This window comes from Mesorhizobium sp. WSM2240, from assembly GCF_040438645.1.
Taxonomy (GTDB): Bacteria; Pseudomonadota; Alphaproteobacteria; order Rhizobiales; family Rhizobiaceae; genus Allomesorhizobium.
The window spans coordinates 55,487-78,217 of record NZ_CP159256.1; the positions used below are offsets into that span (position 1 = coordinate 55,487).

22 protein-coding genes and 1 pseudogene are annotated in these 22,731 nt (G+C 60.8%); 12 read left to right on the top strand and 11 right to left on the bottom strand.

Features of this window, described 5'->3' with window-relative positions; translation table 11 throughout:
* Nucleotides 1-36 precede the first annotated feature (36 nt).
* A complete protein-coding gene (locus ABVK50_RS29860; protein ID WP_353646569.1) occupies nt 37-1,473 on the bottom strand; it encodes a site-specific integrase in 1,437 nt (478 codons plus the stop codon).
* A 261-nt stretch (nt 1,474-1,734) separates the two neighbouring features.
* Nucleotides 1,735-1,935, bottom strand: a complete 201-nt coding sequence (locus ABVK50_RS29865) for a hypothetical protein (protein ID WP_353646570.1) — start codon at nt 1,933-1,935, stop codon at nt 1,735-1,737.
* Nucleotides 1,936-2,054: 119 nt separating this feature from the next.
* Here ABVK50_RS29865 and ABVK50_RS29870 point away from each other — a divergent pair.
* The 4 genes and pseudogenes from ABVK50_RS29870 to ABVK50_RS29885 form a co-directional block, all read left to right on the top strand.
* Nucleotides 2,055-2,216: pseudogene (locus ABVK50_RS29870) on the top strand (VOC family protein); the annotation flags it as partial.
* Between the two features lie 216 nt (nt 2,217-2,432).
* Complete coding sequence (locus ABVK50_RS29875) at nt 2,433-3,023, top strand: helix-turn-helix domain-containing protein (RefSeq protein WP_353646572.1); 591 nt, start codon at nt 2,433-2,435, stop codon at nt 3,021-3,023.
* A gap of 11 nt (nt 3,024-3,034) precedes the next feature.
* Complete coding sequence (locus ABVK50_RS29880) at nt 3,035-3,835, top strand: SRPBCC domain-containing protein (RefSeq protein WP_353646573.1); 801 nt, start codon at nt 3,035-3,037, stop codon at nt 3,833-3,835.
* A 311-nt stretch (nt 3,836-4,146) separates the two neighbouring features.
* Complete coding sequence (locus ABVK50_RS29885; RefSeq protein ID WP_353646574.1) at nt 4,147-4,587, top strand: GNAT family acetyltransferase; 441 nt, start codon at nt 4,147-4,149, stop codon at nt 4,585-4,587.
* A gap of 55 nt (nt 4,588-4,642) precedes the next feature.
* On the opposite strand, the gene ABVK50_RS29890 is transcribed toward ABVK50_RS29885, so the two are convergent.
* From ABVK50_RS29890 to ABVK50_RS29910, 5 genes are all read right to left on the bottom strand, one after another.
* The gene (locus ABVK50_RS29890; protein WP_353646928.1) at nt 4,643-5,170 is read right to left on the bottom strand and encodes an AAA family ATPase; all 528 of its coding nucleotides are present in this window, start codon (nt 5,168-5,170) and stop codon (nt 4,643-4,645) included.
* Between the two features lie 337 nt (nt 5,171-5,507).
* Nucleotides 5,508-5,924 carry a hypothetical protein gene (locus ABVK50_RS29895; RefSeq protein ID WP_353647076.1) on the bottom strand — a complete coding sequence of 139 codons (417 nt, stop codon included), beginning with the start codon at nt 5,922-5,924 and terminating at the stop codon, nt 5,508-5,510.
* A 39-nt stretch (nt 5,925-5,963) separates the two neighbouring features.
* Nucleotides 5,964-6,476 (bottom strand): peptide-methionine (S)-S-oxide reductase MsrA, encoded by a 513-nt coding sequence (msrA, locus tag ABVK50_RS29900; protein ID WP_353646576.1) that lies wholly within the window; start codon nt 6,474-6,476, stop codon nt 5,964-5,966.
* Nucleotides 6,473-6,922: a peptide-methionine (R)-S-oxide reductase MsrB gene (gene msrB / locus ABVK50_RS29905; RefSeq protein WP_353646577.1), complete on the bottom strand. Its 450-nt coding sequence runs from the start codon at nt 6,920-6,922 to the stop codon at nt 6,473-6,475. The genes msrA and msrB overlap by 4 nt, the downstream gene beginning before the upstream one ends.
* 103 nt (nt 6,923-7,025) lie before the next feature.
* Nucleotides 7,026-7,901, bottom strand: a complete 876-nt coding sequence (locus ABVK50_RS29910) for a LysR family transcriptional regulator (protein WP_353646578.1) — start codon at nt 7,899-7,901, stop codon at nt 7,026-7,028.
* Between the two features lie 222 nt (nt 7,902-8,123).
* Here ABVK50_RS29910 and ABVK50_RS29915 point away from each other — a divergent pair, with 222 nt between their 5' ends.
* Entirely contained in the window at nt 8,124-9,041 is a 918-nt protein-coding gene (locus ABVK50_RS29915; RefSeq protein WP_353646579.1) for an NADP-dependent oxidoreductase, read from the top strand.
* A 257-nt stretch (nt 9,042-9,298) separates the two neighbouring features.
* Nucleotides 9,299-9,931: a tyrosine-type recombinase/integrase gene (locus tag ABVK50_RS29920; RefSeq protein WP_353646580.1), complete on the top strand. Its 633-nt coding sequence runs from the start codon at nt 9,299-9,301 to the stop codon at nt 9,929-9,931.
* Nucleotides 9,932-10,389: 458 nt separating this feature from the next.
* On the opposite strand, the gene ABVK50_RS29925 is transcribed toward ABVK50_RS29920, so the two are convergent.
* The 4 genes from ABVK50_RS29925 to ABVK50_RS29940 form a co-directional block, all read right to left on the bottom strand.
* The gene (locus ABVK50_RS29925; protein WP_353646581.1) at nt 10,390-11,361 is read right to left on the bottom strand and encodes an acetylxylan esterase; all 972 of its coding nucleotides are present in this window, start codon (nt 11,359-11,361) and stop codon (nt 10,390-10,392) included.
* A 223-nt stretch (nt 11,362-11,584) separates the two neighbouring features.
* Complete coding sequence (locus tag ABVK50_RS29930; RefSeq protein WP_353646582.1) at nt 11,585-12,682, bottom strand: polyamine ABC transporter substrate-binding protein; 1,098 nt, start codon at nt 12,680-12,682, stop codon at nt 11,585-11,587.
* Between the two features lie 66 nt (nt 12,683-12,748).
* Nucleotides 12,749-15,088 carry an aminotransferase class III-fold pyridoxal phosphate-dependent enzyme gene (locus ABVK50_RS29935; protein WP_353647077.1) on the bottom strand — a complete coding sequence of 780 codons (2,340 nt, stop codon included), beginning with the start codon at nt 15,086-15,088 and terminating at the stop codon, nt 12,749-12,751.
* A gap of 239 nt (nt 15,089-15,327) precedes the next feature.
* Nucleotides 15,328-16,398, bottom strand: a complete 1,071-nt coding sequence (locus ABVK50_RS29940; protein ID WP_353646584.1) for a LysR family transcriptional regulator — start codon at nt 16,396-16,398, stop codon at nt 15,328-15,330.
* Nucleotides 16,399-16,614: 216 nt separating this feature from the next.
* Here ABVK50_RS29940 and ABVK50_RS29945 point away from each other — a divergent pair, with 216 nt between their 5' ends.
* From ABVK50_RS29945 to ABVK50_RS29970, 6 genes are all read left to right on the top strand, one after another.
* The gene (locus ABVK50_RS29945; RefSeq protein WP_353646585.1) at nt 16,615-17,286 is read left to right on the top strand and encodes a GntR family transcriptional regulator; all 672 of its coding nucleotides are present in this window, start codon (nt 16,615-16,617) and stop codon (nt 17,284-17,286) included.
* A gap of 104 nt (nt 17,287-17,390) precedes the next feature.
* On the top strand, nt 17,391-18,242 hold the full coding sequence (locus ABVK50_RS29950; protein WP_353646586.1) for a transporter substrate-binding domain-containing protein: 852 nt from the start codon (nt 17,391-17,393) through the stop codon (nt 18,240-18,242).
* Between the two features lie 76 nt (nt 18,243-18,318).
* The gene (locus tag ABVK50_RS29955) at nt 18,319-19,029 is read left to right on the top strand and encodes an ABC transporter permease (protein ID WP_353646587.1); all 711 of its coding nucleotides are present in this window, start codon (nt 18,319-18,321) and stop codon (nt 19,027-19,029) included.
* Nucleotides 19,026-19,718, top strand: a complete 693-nt coding sequence (locus ABVK50_RS29960) for an ABC transporter permease (protein WP_353646929.1) — start codon at nt 19,026-19,028, stop codon at nt 19,716-19,718. Before ABVK50_RS29955 ends, ABVK50_RS29960 begins: the two co-directional genes overlap by 4 nt.
* Before the next feature lie 37 nt (nt 19,719-19,755).
* Nucleotides 19,756-21,348 carry a gamma-glutamyltransferase gene (gene ggt, locus ABVK50_RS29965; protein WP_353646588.1) on the top strand — a complete coding sequence of 531 codons (1,593 nt, stop codon included), beginning with the start codon at nt 19,756-19,758 and terminating at the stop codon, nt 21,346-21,348.
* A gap of 116 nt (nt 21,349-21,464) precedes the next feature.
* Nucleotides 21,465-22,448: a bile acid:sodium symporter family protein gene (locus ABVK50_RS29970; protein ID WP_353646589.1), complete on the top strand. Its 984-nt coding sequence runs from the start codon at nt 21,465-21,467 to the stop codon at nt 22,446-22,448.
* The last annotated feature ends 283 nt before the right edge of the window (nt 22,449-22,731 follow it).

The following is a 22,731-nucleotide window of genomic DNA, read 5'->3' on the forward strand; positions in this document are numbered from 1 at the left end:
GAAGCCATTATGCCATCCCTCAAAGCATAGCATTGCTCATTCGCCATAATGTGGCAACTGAGCAAGCATGTCGCCGGAGAATCTGGAAAAGTTTGATCGCGGCCATGAGGAGGGGGCCTCAACCTTGCTGTATAAGCGATGGTTCTTTCCCCGGAATCTTGCCTTGATTTCGACGAGCTCAATATCAGCCGTCGTCGCCTCGAGCACATAGGTCGAGTTCAGCGGCGCAAACCTCAATGTCAACTCCGCTTCGGTCTGATCCGGGGCCAGGTGCCCATAAATCCTGTCTACTGTTGCAGTGTCGGCGTGGCCGAGTTGCTTGGCGACCACGGCTAAGGATGCGCCCGCCTGCACGAGCTGGCTGGCGTAGGTATGGCGAAGCGAATGGAAAACCGTGTCGCGCGGAAGGCCTTTCCGGTCAATCAGATCACGAAAGAGATGCTTGTAGCGGTCACTCCACTGCCTGCCGTCCGCATTGAGGAATACGAGTTCATCCGGCTTCTTTTCCCTGCACGCCGACAAGAAGAATGCCATGCCTTCGTCGGGTAAAAAGACAAACCTGGGCCGATAGGTTTTCGACGGTGCGATGTAGATGCCGTACCCCTCCTGGGCGACATCGCGGACGCGCAGATTCGTTAGCTCCCGGACACGGCAGCCGGTGTACAGGGCACCGAGGATCAATTGCCGCAGATCAGGTCTACTGGCTTCGACCAGTTCGGCACATTCCGGCCGTGAAAGAAAAACGGATCTCGGTCGGTCGAAGTTCGGCAGGTGCTTGAGGCATCGCACTGGTCGGTCGCTGTCGATCTCGCAGTTTTCCCAGGCTAGGCCGAACGCGCCGCGAAGGATGCTCACGAGCGTGTTCATAGTCTTCTTTCGGCGCCGCAAAGCCTCCGGGTCCAGATCCGCAAGAGGCCGTTTAGGCCCGAGCTTCCGGTTCCCATACTTCGGCGGCGTCTCCAGAACGCTGAGGCAGAGCTTGTGGAAGTCTTTCGCGGTAAATTTCGCCAAAGCTAGGTTTGCGACACGGGGCACGAGATGGTGATTGATCAGCGTTACCACAGTCTCGAAGTGCGATTGGGCAGCGGCCATCCGCTTCCATTCGATGTAGTCGCGGAGAGCATGCCCTACCGTGAACTCATCGCCGCAAGGGCAAATGGTCAGTTCTCCGTTGTATCGGACCGCATGCCGGCTGACAGCGTTCGACCTGACAGGATCGCTGCTGAACCATGCTTCTGCAGCAGCTATTGCCTGGTCGAAGGAGAGGGCGTCATCGACACCCGAAGCAAGCCCGAGAGTGGTTTCCTTGTATAGCCCGGAGGTGGAGCGATAGCGGGCTTTCCAGAGCTGAACTCCCTGAGGAGAGACGTAGATGCCGAGTGATCGACCGACAGCTATTCCTTGCCAATAGCGTGCATTTCTCGCTTGAAGGCTGTCGAGAGCCGATTGCTGGCTGAAATCGTATTTGGGCATGGTGAGCTCCTTTTTGTTCCACACGGGCAGCAACGAGCTCGAAACGTTTATTGACAGCGGAGGTCGGTCTTTAGTCCATCAGTCAGGAGGCATTCAGCAGCCCCAGTCGCCTGACGATCAACTAAGATGATGGCCGACGATGCTCGCGAGCTGCAACGCGGTGAGCACGGCCATAACCGTCCAGAACAACAGCCTGCGCTTTCGCATCGGCATTCCCTCCCGCGAAGGGGAGGGAGCCTAGCACCACGGCAACAGGCGAAGCTACACCCATATCTGCACGCCATCTGCTGCCAGCGAGACAAGGGTCGCAGCACCGAGCAGAGCTATCCGCATCAGGCCTTCCACCAGGCTCTGTATGAGTGGCCTTTTACTGGCGTCGACCGTTAGGGTGAGAATGGTAGCTGTAGCACCGCTGAGAGCTGTAACCGCCGCGACCACGATGAGAACATGCTGCGAGTCCATAAGAACCTCCTGTTTGACAGGAGGATTTTCCTATTGGCTGTTTGGGCGTGGATAAAATGGTGCAGAAAATCACCACAAACCACAGATCTCCGGGATTTGTGGCGGGGATCTATCCACACCGCGCGATGGTCGACCGCTTCTACGCAGCAGCGCTAGATCACGGTGGCAGAGATGACGGTGCGCCGGGGCTGCGGCCAGACTACGATGCGAACTATTATGGAGCCTTCGTTCGCGATCCAGACGGTCACAAGATTGAGGCCGTTACCTACTCCGCAAAATAGCCATCAGCTTTGACGGGGACGGCTGGGCGACGAATTCTGCCTTTCGACGGCGTCATCGTTCACGCGATAGCGCGATATCGTGCACGGCAGACGGCCAATCACCGCCAAGCTGCCGCCCGCCCTCCCAGGACATCGATTGCAAATGACGTATACATTCCCAGCAGTGGGACATCCTTCACGCATTGACAAAAAAACCTGTCAATGCGATGATTGTGCATGCTCGAAATCGACGTCATCGATACACCCGCCGCCGCAGCGGTCGCGCTGGACCCGATTAAGACGCGCCTGCTGGCCGAGCTTTCGCAGCCGGCTTCGGCTGCTTCGCTCGCCACGCGAGTGGGCCTTACGCGCCAGAAGGTGAACTATCATCTGCGGGCTCTGGAGGACCACGGGCTGGTCGAGGCGGCAGAGGAACGTCGGTGGGGCGGGCTCACCGAGCGGCTGATGGTCGCCACGGCCTCGTCCTATATCGTCTCGCCGGCGGCGCTGGGTCCCATCGGTGCCGATCCGGCCCGCAACAGCGACCGACTCTCAGCCAGCTATCTCATCGCGCTCGCGGCGCGCATCGTGCGCGAGGTCGGCGATTTGTGGCGTAGCGCCCGCAAGAAGGACAAGCGTCTCGCCACCCTTTCGATCGATACCGTTATCCGCTTCCGGTCGCCTGCCGACCGTGCAGCCTTCACAACCGATCTCGCCAATGCCATCGCGGCGCTTGCGGCGCGCTATCACGACGCCGGCGCGCCGGGCGGTCGGCCGCATCGGCTCGTCGTCGCATCCTACCCCGCGCCGGCCGACGCCAAACCCTGAAAGGATATCTCATGCCCATTAAGAAGGATGACAGCGGCAAGCGCTGGGTCGAGATGGAACTGGTCGTGCCCGGCACGCCCGAACTGGTGTGGCAGGCGATGGCCACCGGCCCCGGCAACACCGCCTGGTTCACGCGGACCACGATCGACGAGCGCGTCGGCGGGACGATTCATTTCAACTTCGGCCCCAACGGAGAGTCCAAGGGCGAGGTGACGGTCTGGGAGCCGCCCTCGCGGTTCGGCTATGTCGAACGCGACTGGGCCGAGGGCGCACCGCCGGTCGCCACCGAAATCACCGTGACGGCCAGATCGGGCGACCGCTGCGTCGTTCGCATGGTCCATTCGCTGTTCGCCTCCGCGGATGACTGGGACGACCAGTTGGAAGGCTTCGAGGGCGGCTGGCCCGGCTTCTTCCAGGTGTTGCGCATCTATCTCGCGCATTTCGCTGGCATGAAGGCTGCGTCATTTCTTGTCATGACGAGCGTGAAAGCGCCCCATCTCGATGTCTGGAAGCAACTGATCGAAGCGTTCGGTCTCGCCGGCACCGATGTCGCAGAGGAGTGGACCCTGCAAACGCCCGAGAAACTGTCTGGCATCGTCGATCGCGTGGAGCAGGACGAAAGGCAGCGCTATTTGCTGTTGCGGCTGAGCCAGCCCGGTCCCGGCATCGCGCTGATCGGCACCTATGGCATCGGCGATGCCACCAACGCCAGCTTGGCGTTCTATTTCTACGGCGACGATGTCGAACAACGCACGGCGACGAGCGAATCCAAGTGGCGCGAGTGGCTCGGAAAAACCTTCAACCGGGCTTAGCGACGAGTGTTGGAGGCTATTGCAGGTTTTGGGCAGCGACAGCAGGGAGCGGGACGACCGCAACGAGGTCGATTTCTGTCGGAAGGGGCAAACATCGACACGGCTGGATGCGGATCGGCTGACCTGGTGGTAAGCCGAAAGGCAGCTTTCGGGGAGCAACTTGCAAAATCAGACGCGTAGCCTGACAGGCTTATTTGGCCGGAATCGGCCCTTCGATTTGCACCGCCAGCCTCTTTGCTAAATCATGGGGTAGAACGGTGCAGAACTGTTGAGGTAATGCACGGGACGGCAATCTAATCAGTGGTCAGTAAATGAGATTAATAACGACATACGAGAGCAAGCACTTTTCCGGCGTGGATAACCTCTGGAAAGAAGCATTTCCCAATGATGGGCCTTGGAACGCTGCTGTTACTGCAATCGCCGAAAAACTCAGGTTTCAGCCTGACTTAATGCTCGTCGCTCTCGACGGAGATAAAGTTGTTGGCTCCGTGATGGCTGGTTATGAAGGGCATCGGGGATGGATTTCGCGTATTGCAGTGTTGAGGTCGCATCGCAATAGTGGAGTTGGGCGAGACCTTCTCGTAGAGGCCGAACGTCGCCTTGCGGCTCTCGGCTGCATAAAGGTGAATTTGCAGGTAGTCGAATCAAACGCGGCCACGGTCGAGTTCTACGAAAGGTCAGGATATCGGATCGAGCCACGGATTAGCATGAGCAAACATCTTCCTCCCTCGACATCATCGCCCGCGAGCTAAAATCAAACGTCGGCTTTCGGGGAACCCGCAGAAAGGTGCGTCCGAGATCCGGGCGCTATCGGTCGAGTCCCTCTGAACGATAGAAGCTTCCGAGCGACCGCGGTGTAGCAAGTCTAACTTTGGGCAGGCGTACGGTCGCGAAGAGCGCGTCGTAGCGCTTACGGTTTGCAGGTGTGGTCAAAGCGATGTACCGGATCATCGCCCATTTAACGCTGTCCTTGCCACCTTCCAGTCCTCCGACACGTTCGCGTTCAAACCAACAACGACGAACGTACCGCAAAAGACTGAGACCGGTCGAAGCATCGAGCAGGATCACGCCTGTCGCTCGTTCCAGCCGTTGTGGGAGGCACCGAGAATAGTTGCCATCCATCACCCAGCGCTCGCCGGATATGGCCTCATCGTGCAACCCGATGAATTCGTTATACGAACGGGGCTGCCAGTCTGTATTTGGGCGATGATGCAGCTGATCGAGATGGATTGGGGGCAGATCACGCGCTCGACCGATGGCTTTCGCTAGCGTCGATTTCCCGCTGTTAGACGGGCCCATGATGCAGATACGTGGTCCAAGATCATCGAGGGTCATAATGCGCAAGCTACGACTGCTTATGGGGGTACCGCAACGCTCTTTGACCGGCCGCAATTCGGTCGGCACCAGAACGGCCGCTTCTCAACAAAACCATCCCGTAAGCTGACGGGTCGCTCACGGCCCCCGTCCAGACAAAGTTTGCCCAATCGGCTTTGCGCCTGATGCACGCTTACTTGGTCGTGCGCAGACTTCCAGAAAACCTGAGACGGCCACGGCGGACCGGCAGGCTGCGTATCCGGGCTCTTTTATTGAGCGGCTAGCGGCCAAAGTGCCTGGACAAGGTTCTCGGCGTCGAGCCCAAACCCGTCGTACACGACGCGGCCATCGGGCGCGATCACAACGAACCACGGGGTTCCTCCGGAGCGATATGCCGCCATGATCGCAGGCATGGTGTCTGCTGAGGCAGGATCGGCGGCGGCGTGCCCGAAGGGAACACGCAGCCCATATCGTTGTTGATTCTCCCGCAGACGATCGAAGGTGTTGACGTCCGAACCTTTGAACACGGTTTGGATAGCCGCCAGGCCGACACTCCTTTGCCGCGAAGTTTTTCGGCGAGGGTCACGAATGTGGGAAAGCCATGCGCATGGCAGCCCGCACACCAATCCTGGAAGAAATACAGTATCCTGAAACCCTGTCCCAGTTCGGCCAGGGACAACGGGCCGCGCCCGGCGCCATCTTCATCTATCCAACGGATATCCTCCAGCGGAGGAGCATGCAGGCCGACGATTCCCGTTTCCATGAAATCCTCCATGCGGGAACTCGCCGCGCGACGCCGCGAGCACCGGATCGGCTAGGCGGCGTCGCTTTCCCTGTGCGGCAGCACCCAATCGGGGCGGGCAAAGTGGCAGGTGTAGCCGTTCGGGATGCGCTCGAGATAATCCTGGTGCTCGGGCTCGGCCTCCCAGAAATCGCCGACCGGCTCGACTTCGGTGACGACCTTGCCCGGCCACAGTCCCGATGCATCGACATCGGCGATGGTATCGAGCGCGACGGCCTTCTGCTCATCGCTGGTGAAATAGATGGCCGAGCGATAGCTCGTGCCGCGGTCGTTCCCCTGCCGGTTCAGCGTCGTCGGGTCGTGGATCTGGAAGAAGAACTCAAGCAGGCGGCGGTAGGTGGTCTTCGCGGGATCGAAGATGATCTCGATCGCCTCGGCATGGGTGCCGTGATTGCGATAGGTCGCGTTCGGCACGTCGCCGCCCGTGTATCCGACACGGGTCGAGACCACGCCCGGCAGCTTGCGGATGAGGTCCTGCATGCCCCAGAAGCAGCCGCCGGCGAGAACAGCGCGTTCAGTCGTCATCGGATGTCCTCCACCTGGTTGAGATATTCTCCGTAACCCTGGCTTTCCATCTCCTCGCGCGGCACGAAGCGCAGCGAGGCGGAATTGATGCAGTAGCGCAGGCCGCCGCGGTCGCTCGGCCCGTCCGTGAAAACATGACCGAGATGGCTGTCGCCATGCGTCGAACGCACTTGGGTGCGGATCATGCCATGGCTGTCGTCGCGCAGCTCGTCCACGTTCGCGGGTTCGATCGGCTTGGTAAAGCTCGGCCACCCGCAGCCGGATTCGTATTTGTCCGACGATGCGAACAGCGGTTCGCCCGAGACGATATCGACATAGATGCCGGGCTCCTTGTTGTAGAGGAGCGCGCCGGTCCCAGGCCGCTCGGTGCCGCTCTGCTGCGTCACCCGAAACTCCTCGGGCGACAGGCTGGCGATCGCGGCTTCTGTCTTCTTGTAGGTGGCCATGGGTCCTCCATCGAATTCCTGTCCCCAAGATGGATACCCGGCCCGAAGGTGTCCAATACGCCGCGACTATAATTTCGATGTGCCGCCGGCATGTCTGAAGAATTCATGACCACGCGTGACGCTCGATCAGCACGCGGAGCTGCCGCAGCGCCGCCGCCGTTCCCGATCCTGAGATCGACTGGAATGCGACCGTGCGCGACAGATCCAGCGTATCGACCGGGCGCAACGCCAGGCCGTCGACGATTGCCGAGCGCTCCGGCAGCATGCAGACGCCAGCGCCTTCCGCCACGGCCTGCTGGATCAGATCCTCACGTTCGGATCTGAGCCGCGGTATCATGATGATCGCGCGCTCGTGCAGATGGTTCTGAACGCGCGTGCGGAACTCGCACTGGAGCCGATCGAGGTACGGTTGCTCGGACAGGTCCGACAGCGAGACCGAGCGCTGTCTCGCCAGGCTGTGCCCTTGCGCCATCGCCAGCAGGAGCCGCTCGCTGAACATCTCGACGGTGGCGATCTTGCTGTTTCCGGCTGTCGGGTCCGTGCAGAAGCACCCGTCGATCTGACCGCCGAGGAGACGATCCAGCCCTTCGTCGCGGGTGATCGGCCGGAGGACCAGTTCAAGCATCGGCATCTGGCGGAGGGCGTGCGAAACGAAGCCGGTGATCAGCGCCGGCGCGATGGTGTTCACGATGCCCAGCGTCAGGGTCTCGCGGCGGCCGCGTACCCGGTTGAGCGATATCGCCCGGACCCGCTGCTCGCTGTCGGCGATCGCGGCAAATTCGGATCGGATGTCGCGGCCAAGCGACGTCAGCCGGCTGTCTTTCCCATCGCGATAGACCAGCGTTCCGCCCAGCTCCTGTTCGAGCCGCTGGATCGCGCGGGTGAGCGTCGGCTGGGACACGCCGCTCCGCATGGCTGCCTCGGTGAAGTTGAGGGTGTCCGCCAGGTTCAGGAAATATCGAATCTGGTTGAGTTCCATCGCTCTTCCCTCACCGCATCTCCGGTGCCGCCGTCAGGTCGGCCAGCGCGCTGCCGAGTGCGGCAATGGCCGATCCGCATGGAAACTATGCACGCCGGCTATTGGCAATTTCCGTTCCGCGCTGCGACAGTTGAAATCATCGATGACCGCTACCGGTTCGCTACCCATACCGGCCGGCAGGCGGCATTTCCACCAGAGACAGGCGACGGAGGAGGCATCCCGATGAGAGCAATCGTTGTAACCGATCAGGCTGCGGGAACGGCCGGGATGAAGCTGGTGGAGCGACCCGAGCCGCAGGCGGCGATAAACGACGTCGTTGTCCGCGTTCATGCAGCGGGATTTGTGAACACCGAACTCGGTTGGCCTTCGACCTGGGCTGATCGCCGTGACCACGACCGTACACCATCCATCCCCGGGCACGAGCTTGCCGGCGTCGTCACCGCCCTCGGCTATGGCACCACGGGACTGTCGGTGGGACAGCGCGTGTTCGGCCTCGCGGACTGGCACCGCGACGGCACGCTGGCGGAGTATGTCGCCATGGCGGCCCGCAACCTGGCGCCCTTGCCGGGGGATGTCGATTTCACGGTGGGCGCGAGCCTGCCCATCTCTGGCCTGACGGCGTGGCAGGGGCTGTTCCAGCATGGCCGCCTTCGGGCGGGGCAGAGCGTCCTGGCGCATGGCGCGGCCGGCGCAGTCGGGTCTATGGTGACGCAGCTCGCACGAGAGGCCGGCGCCTATGTCATCGGCACCGGACGCGCCGCCGACCGACAGAAAGCGCTCGATTTCGGTGCAAATGAATTCCTCGACCTCGAAACGGATGCGCTGGAAGACGTCGGCGAAGTCGATCTGGTGTTTGATGTCATCGGCGGTGACATACAGAAGCGATCCGCGGCTTTGATCCGAGCCAGAGGAACGCTGGTGACCGTCGTCGGACCGGCCGAGGCGCGACCCGCAGACGGCCTGGCGGTCGACTTCGTCGTCGAGTCCGATCGCGCCCAACTGGCAGAAATCGTCCAGCGTGTGCGGGACGGACGACTGCGGACGAACATCGGCAAGATCTCGACCCTTGACGACGCGGTTGCCGCCTTCAACGCGACCGGGCGAAGCGCTGGGAAGACGATCATCCGAGTTCATCCGTGAGGGCCCGTGGATAATTTTCCGCCACCTGTAACACGTCTATTGCCCGATTGGTCCCGCACTCTTGGCTTGAATGAAGCGCTTCATCCTGGAAACGGGCCGGCACGGTCATTTCAGCCTGCTACGAGCGTTTATCGTCGGGGCGAACGGCAGTTCCCCGCGATGTGACGCCAGCACCGGACAGTCCGGTTCCGGCCCCTGAGCGGTGATGCTGGCGATGCCGTTCTTCCTCTGGCCAATCACGGCCGAGGAGAACTCACATGGGCCATTCTCAATACGATGATACCAGTCGCGAACGCGCAGCTTGGAACGCTGGAAAAACGGTAGGGACAAAGCGTCCGCTCACACAGAAACAGATCTGGGCTGTGCGCTTCTTCCTCGATCGAGGGAGACGCATTCGTGACCGTGCCCTGTTCGACCTGGCAATCGACAGCAAGCTTCGCGGCTGCGATCTGGTCAAGATCAGGATTGGAGATCTGGTCGCCGGGCCGGAAATCCGGACCCGGGCGATCGTCGTGCAGCAGAAGACAGGTCGTCCAGTTCAGTTCGAGATCACCTGCGACGTCAGAGCCAGTCTTCTGGCTTGGCTCGAAAGGCGTGGAGGAACGGTCGAGGACTATGCCTTCCCGAGCCGCATCGATCACGCGAACCACATGAGCACGAGGCAGTACGCCCGCTTGGTCGACGAGTGGGTGACTGCGATCGGATTGCGCCCAGAAGAGTATGGCACTCACTCGCTTCGGCGCACGAAGGCATCAATGATCTATAAGGCGACGGGTAATCTCCGCGCCATCCAGATCCTGCTCGGTCACTCCAAGATCGAGAACACTGTCCGATATCTCGGCGTCGATGTTGAGGACGCGCTGCTGCTCGCTGAGCGAACCGAGATCTGACATTGGGCGGTCATCCGACGCAGTGCGGATGACCACTCCGACGCGCCCGACAATCTTGCTGTTCCGTTCATTGTCGGTGGATTCCTGCCCGACCGCTTCTCGCCGGCGAAGCTGGGAAAGCGGCCATTCAGATGGCCGCCGCACGTCGACCGCAACGTGCCCCCATTGCGGTCATCGAGCTATGAACACTGCCAGACTAAAAAGCGGACGTCCCATCAGTCGTTTGGGCAGTCTCTGGCGTTGCCGAGACCGTGACAACAATGTCAAAGGCGCCAGATTTCTGAACCGGGAAGACAATGACCGAGGGTTTATGGATCGGCCGGCCACGCGTGAGCTGAATGCACCAACCTCGGCGCTGATGTTCTCAACATCGATGGGGACGACCATCTTCGCCAACCTGTAGTCAGCCAGAGCGTTACGCGTTTGACAGTGACCATCCGGTGCTGGACCGATAGTCATCAGCCGACACCGAACAGCCCGCTAAGCCACACCATCTGTTCACGCTCCTGGTAGCCTTGCCCGCCTTCATGGTTGTTGAACTCATATTCTACGATGGTCTTATCGCCCGCATAGGCATTGAAGGCGCCATAAACTGTTGAGGGCGGGCAGACCTCATCCATCAGGGCTACCGAAAACAGCGCCGCCGCCTTGGACTGGCGAGCAAAGTTGACGCCGTCGAAATAGTTGAGCGTTTCAAAGACCTTCGCCTTCTTTTCTCGATGCTGCGCCAGGAAGCGTACGATTTCCGTGTAGGGATCCTGCAGGGCCACCCGCACGGCGCGCGGAAAGTCGCACAGGAACGGCACGTCGGGCATTACAGCCTTAACGCGCGGGTCTATGCCGCCAACGGCGAGCGAAATGCCGCCGCCCTGACTGTCGCCGCAGACCGCGATGCGTTCGGGGTCGACGAAGTCCAGCCCTACGAGAGCGTCTATCGCCCGCACGCCATCGGTAAACAGGCGTCGGTAATAGTAGTCGTTCTTGTCCAGTACGCCACGCGTCATGAAGCCGGGAAAGGACGAGGTCGAGCCGACCGGATCGGCGGTATCGCCGACGCTCCAATCGCCCCCCTGCCCACGTGTATCCATCCGGAAATAGGCAAACCCTGACGCTGCCCAGTGCAACTGTTCATGTGGCAATCCGCGGCCGCCGCCATAGCCGATATACTGCACGACGAGGGGCAGGCGCCCCTTGTGGTGTGTCGGCAGGATCAGCCATCCTTTGACCGGATGACCGCCAAATCCCGGAAAGGTGACATCGAAGGACTGGATCGCCTTGAGCGTGGTCTGGGCCGGCACGATGCTGACCTCGCTGCCGGCCTGGCGGGCCTCGGCGATGGTCGACGTCCAGAACCGGGCGAAGTCGCCCGGCATGGCGACCATGCTGACATAGGCGCCCAATTCGGGATGGGTCAGATCCAGGAACGGCATTCTTCCTCCAAATTCGCACATAGGAACCAAAGTCGGCGATTGATGTGAACGGCTTCGCATTCCGATACGCCGGCGGCGTGAACCCGCGCTCTAGAGGCCCAGCTATTTCACCATGCCCCGCCCGCGATCGTCTGTCGCATGGCTATCTCGTGGCGGCAGGCCTCCACCGCGGGACGCCGTTCGAAAAAAGAAATGGGGCGGTGACCGCCCCATCCGTTTCCCCTCAGCCGCCTGTTTTGATCCGGGTCCAGAATCGGGTAAGTACGCGCTGCTCCTTGTGCTCGTAGGGAGAGGTCGTGAACAGCTTGTCGAGCGTTTCCTCGTTCGGATAGACCGAAGGGTTCTTGAACACCGCCGCGTCGAGGAATTTCTGCGACGCTAGATTGCCGTTGGCCATCTGCACATAGTTGGATGACTTGGCGATGACCTCAGGCTTCATCAAGTAATCGATGAACGCGTGGGCCTCCTCGACATTCTTGGCATCCGCCGGAATGGCAAGGTTGTCGAACCACATTAAGGTTCCCTCCTTCGGGATCAGATAGTTGATCTCGATCCCGTTGTTGGCCTCTTCGGCGCGGATCTTCGCTTGCAGTATGTCGCCCGACCAGCCGATGCTAATGCAGATGTCGCCGTTGGCGAGACCCTCGATATAGGCCGACGAATTGAAGGTTCGGACATAGGGGCGGATGTCCGCGAAGACCTGGCCGCCGGCCTCGAGGTCTTCGGTTTTCTTGCTGTCACCGTCCTTGCCGAGGTAGTTCAAAGCGATGGCGAAAAGTTCGTCAGGGGCATCGACGATATTAATGCCGCAGCTTTCCAGCTTGGCTGCATTCTCCGGATTGAAGAGCACGTCCCAGCTGTCGATCGGCACGTCACCAAGCAGGGCCTTTACCTTGTCGACATTATAACCGATGCCAGTGGTGCCCCACATGTAGTTGACGGCGTGTTCGTTGGCGGGATCGTACTTCGCCAGCTGGTTCATGACTTCGGGCCACATGTTCCCGAGATTCGGCAGCTTGGCCTCGTCGAGCTTCTGGAACACGCCGGCTTGAACCTGGCGCGCCAGAAATGGTCCGGCGGGAACCACCACGTCATAGCCGGACCCGCCGGTTAGCAGCTTGGTCTCAAGAATCTCGTTCGAATCGAAGGTGTCGTAGACGACCTTGATGCCGGTCTCCTTGGTGAAATTTTCAAGGACTGAACTGTCGATGTAATCAGACCAGTTGTAGACGTTGACGACCTTGTCCTGCGCCAACGAGCTGCCCGTGGACATCAGCGCTGCCGTCATCGTGACAGCAAGTCCAAATAGCTGCTTCTTCATGAAGTTGCTCCTGTCTTGGTTCGGCCTGCCACTCCGCGGCAAGCCATGCGTTCCTCGCTCGAGAGATCATTCAAGATGGGTCCCCGGCAGAGTTTGTCGCTGCCTTTCCAGGCAGTCGTCGAAAGCGCCGACGAAAATGTCGACTTCCTCTCGAGACCAGATCAGTGGTGGGCGGAGCTTGAGCGTGTTGGGCGTGGCCCTCCCTGTGAGGATGTTCCGGGCAAGCATGTCTTGAACGAGCCGCTCGGTTTGTGCCGCAGCCGGTTCCTTCGTGAGACGATCGGACACCAATTCAACGCCGGTCATCATGCCAAGTCCGCGTACGTCGCCGATGATGGCGTGCCGTTCGGCCAGACGCCTAAGCTCCTGCCGCAGGTAGTCTCCGATGTCAGCGCTCCGACTGACCAGGTCTTCCCGTTCGATGACGTCCAGCACGGCCATGCCGGCCGCGCATGCGACGGTGTTGCCGCCGAAGGTACTGAAGAACAGCGGGTAGGTGCCATCGAGGAACCGCTTCAAGAGTGCCGAGCTGAGGATGACGACGCCCAGAGGGTGGCCGTTTCCGACCGGTTTCCCCATTGTTATGAAATCAACATTGTCGTCCTTCAGCCCGTTTGCTCTGAACCCCCAAAAGGTTCCAATGCGACCGCAACCGGCCTGTACCTCGTCCGCGATGACAAACCCGCCCACTGAGCGAACCTTTTCCGCAACGAGATTGAAATAGTTTTCTGGGGCCCGCAGCACCCCGCTTGAACACAGGGCGGTGTCGACCATGAACGCCGCCGGCCTGTGGCCCCTTTCGCGGAGGGTAGCGATCCCCCTGTCGGCGTCGGCAGCATAGTTTGCTGCTGCTTCAGGGTCGTTTGCGAAAGGCCCCCGGTACATATCCGGGGCCATCAGGGTTTCGATCCGTCTGGGATGGGCATCAGGGGGAAGATGACGCCAGCTTTCATTGGAGAGCGCCGTCGTGAGGTCGGTGCACCCATGATAGGCTTGGTCGACGATCAAACCGCCATCGTGTTTGCTGAGCGACATGGCGATCTGCATCGCCAGATCGTTGGCTTCGCTGCCCGAGTTGACGAAGATGCAGGTGTCGAGGTGATCGGGCAGGTCGGCAGTCAGGCGCGCTGCATACTCGACCGCGACGTCGCACATGTACCGCGTGTTGGTGTTCAGCGCGCTGGCTTGGCGGTATATCGCTTTCGCTACGTGCGGGTGGCAATGACCGATCTGAGGGACGTTGTTGTAAACGTCAAGATAGGCGGTGCCGTCGGCGGCATACATCCAGGCTCCGCGAGCGCGCGTGATGTGCAGCGGCTTTTCGTAGAAATGCCATATCGGCCCCAGGTGAGCCTCGCGCCCATGCCTGAGCGCGTCATAGTCATGCGCGAGTTGATCGCCGTCGTCCCTCGCGGCGCCATACGCCGGAAACCGGCATGCCTGGCGAAGCCGGCGGACCGCTTGCGCGCGACCTTGACGGCTCAGCAACTCCATCATTCGAGGGTAGTGGCTTGCGTCCTCGATGTGCGGGATGCGGGATTCACCCGTGGCTTCTCTCGCTTCCACGATGACAGTGGCCATCGCTAGGCGCAGGAGCATCGCATCGAAAATTAGATCGATCTCATTTTCTTCGAGCGGGTATGTTGAATCGAAACCTGACGTTACGTCGCAAAGGTAGGCGATCGGATCGTCATCGAATTTGGAGAATGTCTCGGAGGCGGCCACGATGTCGGCCACAATAGAATTGTAGCCCATATCGCCAAAATCGATGATGCCCACCGGCGATGTACTGTCGTTCGGATCGACAAGGATATTGCCGCCATGCGAATCCTGATGCACGACTTGCCGGCGCGTCTTCAGCAATCGAGGAAGGGTAAAGCGCTCGGCGCGCTCGAAAATCTCCGCGCACAATTGCCGAAGCCTGGCCTCGGAGATCTCTGCGATCTGCGGGCGCAAGGTAAGGGCACGTGAAATGTCCCAGAGGTGCGCATTGCTGCCTGCGTATGGATGGAAAAAATCGCGCAGCGCGTAGGCAAGCCGTCCTACCGTCGCCCCTATGTTAAACCGAGTACGGGCGGAAAACGCCTTCTCGACCCGCTCCATGACTTCGCCCGAAAGGAACGTCAGCACACGCACCATGTGCCGGGAGCCGCGCTCGTCCTCGATCCACTCATAGGGGGCGCCTGCGAGGGAAGGGACAACGCGAGGCACCGGAAGGGCCGGATCGCGCTCGAAGATATGTTGCAGGGCCTTGACCTGCATATCCACGACGCCTTCGGGCTCACTTGCATTGGATATCTTGACGACGACGTCGCCGCCGTCGGTGCTCTCGATGCGCAAGGAGAGATCGCGTTCGGAAACCAGTTGCCTGTATGTCCCATCGATCCCATAGCGACTTGCGACCACGCGCCTTGTCGTTTCCAGGGAAAAACCGGGAAGATTGCGAAGCAGCAGAGTAGCCGTGCTCATCTGTATCCCCTGAAGGCAGGATCAGACTGCTCGACCGGCGGCCAAAATCGCTGCTGCACATTTGGCAGGGAAGGTGCGCAGGTGACATTTTTGCCCTGCGCATCCCCAGCCGGGCTAGAGCCTAGACCTCCGCCGGCGCCGCTGGAATATCATTCAGAAAACCAATACATTTGTTTTCACAAATGCTTCCGGTGTACCTTGATGATCGTGTCCCGGACATGGGTGACGTTGGCGGCCTGCTCACCCGCGCGCGTGGCTACCTCGATCTCGGCGAAATAGGCTTCATCGGCAAGGGGAAGCCGGCGCAGCCTGCCCTGTTGTTCGAAGATGCCCGCAAAATGTGTCGGCAAGACCCCGAGGTAGGCGCCTGACAGGACCATCAAGAGCTGCGCTTCGATATCGAAGGCTACGCGGTTTGCGGCCGAGTTGTCGAAGCGGTGGCGCTGGATGCCATACCAATAGCCTCTGTGGACCCATGGATGGCGGTCGCATTCCGCACTTGTGATCTCTTCTTCCTTTCGCTGAAACAAGGGATGCGACGATCCGCAAAATACCGCGTGCTCTTCACGGTAGATGATGTGGTATCTCACGCTCGCGACCTTGATGTCGGAACCGCCTATTCCAATGTCTATGTCGTTTTCCGCCACCGCCTTGGTTATGTCATTCGGCCGCATGATCTTGAGATTCAACTCGATCTCCGGTGCGGTTTCGGAAAGCTCGGCAATCGCGTCGGAAATCCGGAAACTGGGGTCGGTCGCCATGCAGTCGACAATGCCGATGCCCACCTTTCCCGCCAAGGCGCTTCTGAGGCGCAAGAGGCGGGCCGAGTTGGCGTCCAGCATCCCGCTGATTTCCGTGCTGATTTCGTAGACCCGGCGCCCCTCGTCGGTGAGCGTAAACCCGCGACGCCCCCGCTCGCAGAGCTTCACGCCAAGCCGTTGTTCAAGCGCGGTCAGATGGTTGGAGATTGTAGGCTGGCTAAGCGACAATTCCATCTGCGCTGCAGATATGCCGCCATTGCGGACCACGCTTTCAAAGACACGAAACAGGTGGAGATCGGACCCCGATATCTTCATGATTGCAGATTGCATCAAATGTACTGGATGGCAAATTCGCAGAGTCGCGCGCGGTAGCCGACTTTCGACGCGGGCCGTCATTCCACGGGGACACCTCGAGGGCAAACATTCCGGCTGACAGTGTCCATCCTTGCAGCTGCTAGCAGCGACAAACACCTTCCGCGCTTCCATCAAGGACCACCCCAGTTGCGGTGAGACCACTGCTGCCCCGTCGACCGTCCCATCCGGATAATTTGCAAACTTCGCGAGGCTCGGAGCCGCCGCGACTCCACCCTGTGTCGATATCGAGGGAGACGAGTCGCCAAGACCGACGCCGCCAACGAGCGGGTATTGACGCTAGGTCCGGCTTAGACAAGTATACGTGGATACAGAAATCCACGAGGCATCATGCCAGCCGCCTTTTCCACAGAGCCACGCACTGCCGCCACCGCGGAGGAAGAGGCGTACAGGCACGTTCAGCGGGCCCTGCGCCTCGGTCGCTACAAGCCGGGCGACCGTCTCATTCCCGAGGAGATCGCGGCCGAGATCGGCATGAGCCGGATGCCGGTGCGGGAGGCCTTTCGCCGGCTTGCTTCCGACGGGTTGGTGATTCTGCGACCCAATCGGGGATGTGTCGTCGCCGGCCTGACCGTCGATGAACTTTATGAGATTTTCGAGATACGTTCCGTTCTGGAAGGACTGGCGGTTAGGCTGGCGATGCCACGGATCGACGAGGAGGAACTCGAAGATCTTGAGCGCCTGCTCGATCGCATGGAGCGCGCGGGCCAGAGCGGCAGCAGCGACTGGGTCGTTCGCCATCAGGAATTCCATGGCCGGATATGTGCGCTTAGCCAGAGGCCCAAGCTCATCCACCAGATTTCTGCGCTTCACGCTGTAATCGAGCCCTACATGCGCATCTGGTTCGACTACATTAAAAAGCCGCTCTCCGCGCGGGAAGAGCATGCGGCGGTGATCGCGGCATTGCGATCGGGCGACGCAGGCCACGCGGAACAGGTCGTGCAGGACCATATCCTCGGCACGGCGCCGACGCTTGCCGAGTTCGTGACTCCGAGCCGGTGAACCAACCTCGGCCGGACAAGAATGGCCCTCGAACCGGCGACGAGACCGGGCCAGGGTCGCTAGAACGCCAGATCAGACAGATCGGCCCATGAAAGGGGAAGCACATGAAAATTCGTCGTTTGGCCGCGATAGCGACCGCATTCGGCATGCTAGGCTTCATGCACGCCGCACTGGCTCAGGAGGCGCCCAAGGCGATAACCATCGCGAGCGAGGGCGCCTACGCTCCCTGGAACTTCACCACCGCCGACGGCAAGCTGGACGGTTTCGAGATCGAACTCGCCAACGATCTGTGCACCCGGATGAAGATCGAGTGCACCTTCGTCGCCCAGGACTGGGACGGGCTCATCCCGTCGCTGAAGGTCGGCAAGTTCGACGTGATCATGGCCGGCATGTTCATAACGCCGAAGCGGCTCGAGATCATCGACTTCACGCAGCCCTATGCGGTCGATCCAGGCGCGTTCGTCGTGGCGAAGGACAGCGAGCTCGGCAAGCTCGGCCGGCTGGCCGAGAAATACAACCTGAACGACGAGGAGGCGTCCGCCGCGGCGATCGAGAAGCTGAAGCCGCTCCTCAAGGGCAAGGTGGTCGGCGTCCAGGCGGCGACGCAAATGCTCGAGTTCCTGAAGAAATACTTTGCCGATACCATCGAAATCCGTGAGTACAAGACGACCGAGCAGCACGACCTCGACCTGGCGGCTGGCCGCATCGATGCGCTGTTCGCACAGCAGACAGCGCTCGCCGCGACGCTCGCAAAGCCTGAGTTCGCCGATTTCACAATCGCCGGGCCGGGCTTCGTAGGCGGTCTGTTCGGCCTCGGAACCGGTGCGGGATTGCGCAAGGAAGATGTCAAGCTGAAGGAGATGCTGAACGCAGCGATCGACGGCGCAATCGCCGACGGCACCATCAAGCGCCTCTCGGAAAAATGGCTGAAGGCGGATGTGACGCCGGTCAAGTAGGCGCGGGCGCACGTGCCTGGCGAAACAGCGCGAGCCGTTACGCCAGTCAGCGCGCTGAAAGGCTTCGGTCGACATAATGGACATCACGCATATTCTCGCGCTGGCGCAGGGCGGCTGGGGAGGCGCCCTGCTTATCGCATCCGGCGTCACGCTTTCGTTGTCGGTCCTCGGCTTTCTCCTCGGCGCCGCCTTCGGCGCGCTGGCCGCCGGCGGCAGGCTCTCGTCGCGCAGCATCCCGTTTTGGCTCGCGAACGTCTACGGCACGGTGTTTCGTGGCGTCCCCGATCTCCTGACGATCTACCTGCTCTACTACGGCGGCAGCATCGCCCTGACGCAACTCGGCGAATTCTTCGGCTATGCCGGCTTCATCGGGCTGCCGACCTTCGCGACCGGCGTGCTGGCCCTGGGCATCATATCGGGCGCCTATCAGGGCGAGGTCTATCGCGGCGCCTACCAGGCCGTGGATCGCGGCCAGTTCGAAGCGTGCAAGGCGCTCGGCCTCACCCGTTTTCAATCGCTGCGTCTCGTCATCGTGCCGCAACTGATGCGCCACGCGCTGCCGGGGCTCGGAAATGTCTGGCAGCTGGTACTCAAGGATTCCGCACTGATTTCCGTGATAGGCCTCGTCGAACTGATGCGACAAGCGCAGATCGGCGCCGGATCTACACGAGAGCCCTTCGTCTTCTACGTAGCGGCGGGCGCGCTCTATTTCGTGATTGCGGCCGTGACTGCATCGGTTTTCCGCTACAGCGAGGCCCGGGCGTGGCGGGGCACGGTCCACGCGTGATCGACTTCGCCTTCTTTCTCGATATCATTCCAACCCTTCTGTTCGGCTTGCCGCTGACTTTGCAGCTTGCGGGCTCGTCGATCAGCATCGGCTTCGTCGCGGCCCTGCTGCTCGCACTGGCACAACAGGGAAACCACTGGATACTGGTATGGCCCATCCGGTCCTTCGTGGCGGTCTTTCGCGGCACGCCCCTGCTTGTACAGATTTTCCTCATCTACTACGGCCTCGGCCAGTTCCGTCCATCGCTCCAGGCGATCGGGCTCTGGTGGCTGTTCCGCGAGCCCTACTGGTGCGCCATCATCGCGCTCAGCCTCAATACCGCTGCCTATGGCAGCGAGATCCTGCGCGGGGCGATGCAAGGCGTGCCGCGTGGCCTCATCGAGGCAGCCTCCGCCTTCGGCATGTCCCGGCTCCTAACGTTGCGCCTCGTCGTTCTGCCTTTGGCGCTACGCCAAGCTATCCCGAGCTACAGCAACGAGATCATCCTCATGATCAAGGGCACGTCGCTGGCATCGATCATCACGCTGATGGAGGTCACTGGCATTGCGCAGGGGCTCATTTCGCAAACATATCGCGCCGTCGAGGTCTTTGTGGCCGCCGGCGCGATATATCTCACGCTCAATTTCACAATCATCACGGCACTGAACGCGCTGGAAACCTGGCTCACGCCCTACCGGGCGCGGGCCTGAGACATGCCTTGTGGCAACCACAAAGAGAATGAATGAAATGCGCAACTTCGAGAAGCCGACGCGATCCGTTGCCGTGTCGCGCCATGCGATGGCAGCGACCTCGCACCCTTCGGCCACCCTCACGGCGCTGCAGATCATGGAGGCGGGTGGTAATGCCATGGATGCGGCCATTGCCGCCTGCGCGATGCAGTGCGTCGTCGAACCTGGTTCGACGGGAATCGGCGGCGACTGTTTTGCGCTCTATGCGCCCAATGGTTCCGACAAGGTCATCGCCTATAACGGGTCCGGCCGCACCCCGGCGGCCCTCACTGCCGACTGGTTCGATGAGCAAGGACTGGTGGAGGTGCCACGCCAGTCGCCCGCAGCGGTAACGATCCCCGGGGCGATCGAAGCGTGGACACGCCTCCACTCCGATCACGGCCGGCTCGCCTTTGCCGATGTGCTCGCGCCCGCGATCCGGTTTGCCGAGGAAGGTTACGCGATCGCCCCCCGCGTTCACCGCGACTGGTCTCTCGAACAAAGACTGCTCGCGGCCGACGCGACGGCTGCGCGGATCTTCCTCCCTGGCGGAAAGGCGCCAAAGATCGGCGAGGTTCACCGTCAGCCGGAGTTGGCGGCAACACTGAAACGCATTGCTGCCGGGGGACGCGGCGCATTCTACGAGGGACCGGTCGCCGAGGACATGGTTTCTTATCTGAATTCGCTCGGCGGTCTCCACACGATGGAAGACTTCAGTGGGGCGCGCGGCGAGTACGTGACCCCAGTGGCCACCGATTTTCGCGGCTATGGGATCCATGAATGTCCGCCGAACGGCCAGGGGATCATCGCTCTCCTGATCCTCAATATCCTGAGCCGCTTCGAAGCGAAAGGGGATCCGCAATCGCCCGACCGGCTGCATGTCGAGATCGAAGCAACGCGCCTTGCCTATGCCGCCCGCGACGCCTGGATCGCCGATCCGGTCAAGGCGAATGTACCCGTGGATGAGTTGCTGTCGGACGCGCTGGCCGACAAGCTTACGTCAATGATCGACCTGGGAAAGGCGCTGACCGACCTGCCGCCCTTCGAAATGCCGCTCCATCGCGACACCGTCTATATCTCGGTCGTCGACCGAAATCGAAACTCGGCAAGCTTCATCAACTCGATCTTCGATAGTTTCGGCGCCGGCCTCGTCTCGCCTCGCTCGGGCGTCATCCTGCACAATCGCGCCCAGAGTTTTTCGCTCAAGCCCGGCCATCCGAATCTGATCGGACCGTCGAAGCGTCCGCTTCACACGATCATCCCCGGCATGGCGACCCGCAACGGCAGGGTGGAGATGCCATTCGGCGTGATGGGCGGCTACTATCAGGCGCTCGGCCATGCCCATCTGATCGCAAAGGTCCTCGACTACGGCATGGACCTCCAGGAGGCGATCGACCTGCCGCGCGTGATGCCGACCTCCCGCGGGACCGAGGTCGAGGCGGAGCACACGTTGGACAGCTCGACCAAAGCCGAACTCGAACGGCGAGGCTTCACCTTCACTCCGGCGCAGGATCCGATCGGCGGCGCGCAAGCGATCCGCATCGACTGGGAGAACGACACCCTGACCGGTGCATCGGAATCGAGAAAAGACGGCGTTGCGCTCGGAATCTAGAGCGATGTCCGATCAAATTGAATCGTTCTGCCGGAGACTTCGCAAACCCCGCCATCTGACGCAGGGGCTCGCCCAGCGACATTCATTTCCAATCAAGACGCGGAGTTCGGCCAACCATGCTGCTGGGGACTATTGAGGCCGGGCTGAAGCGCGTCGGCCTGGATCGCTACCTGATCATCCTGATCCTAACGGTGGTCCTTGCCGCCTTTGTTCCTGCGCGAGGCGGATTTGCAAAGGGGCTTTCAGAGGTGACTTTCTGGGCGATAGCCCTGCTGTTCTTCCTGTATGGCGCCAGGCTTTCGCTGTCCGCCGCGCTTGCCGGCCTGACGAACTGGAAGCTTCAGGCAGGCTGCCTGGCCTGCACCTATATCCTCTTCCCCGTGCTTGCCCTGGGTCTTTTCGGCCTCTCGCACGCCTGGTTCCCGGCAGCGATCGGCTTCGGCCTCATCTATCTCGGTTGCCTGCCGTCCACCGTGCAGAGTTCCATTGCATTTACGTCGGTTGCCGGCGGCAATGTTGCCGGCGCCCTGTGCGCGGCTTCGCTATCGAATTTGATAGGCGTGGTGCTCTGCCCGATTCTGCTCGCTATAGTGCTCCATACCAGCACGAGTGAGGGCGACCCGTTCGGCGCCGTCTGGAAGATCGCGCAGCAAATCCTTTTTCCGTTCTTGCTGGGGCAATTGTTGCGGCCGTTGCTGGCGGATGTCCTAAACCGGAACAAGCAGGCGACAATGATTGTCGATCGCGGCTCAATCCTGCTGATTGTCTATTCCGCCTTCTCCGCAGGGGTTGCCGCCGGGATATGGCAACGTCTTTCCTGGTCCGACATAACCTTTCTGGTCGTTCTTTGCGTTCTGCTGCTCGGTGTCGTGATGGCCGTCGTCTTCATCGTGAGCCGATTTGCAAGCATCCCGAGAGGTGATCGTCTGGCGCTTCTTTTTTGCGGTTCAACCAAGAGCCTTGCGACCGGGCTGCCGATGGCCGGCATCTTGTTCGACGCAGCTCAAATCGCGCTCATCGTGCTGCCGCTGATGTTGTTTCACCTGATCCAGTTGTCGGTGCTGGCCGTCGTCTCCCAGCGCAGTGTGATCCGTTCTTAGGCAAATTGGCGGGCGTCGCCACTGGTCGGTGGATGACAAGGCGCGGAGTATCGCCGAGACGCTGGAACCGAACCCAATCATTTCCGAAGTTGGCACGAACGGCTACTCAGGGCTTTGTCACGACTATGTCCACGCCGACGCCAACGTCGGCAAATTCAAGACTGCGGCTGAAAGCTGCCTGTCCGCTCGCGGCCCCGCTCAAGACGGAATCGATTTCCGCTTGCAGGTTTCCAGCGCCTTGTCGGGCACGTCCTCGATGGGGTGGAAAGCGGCCATTCCTTAT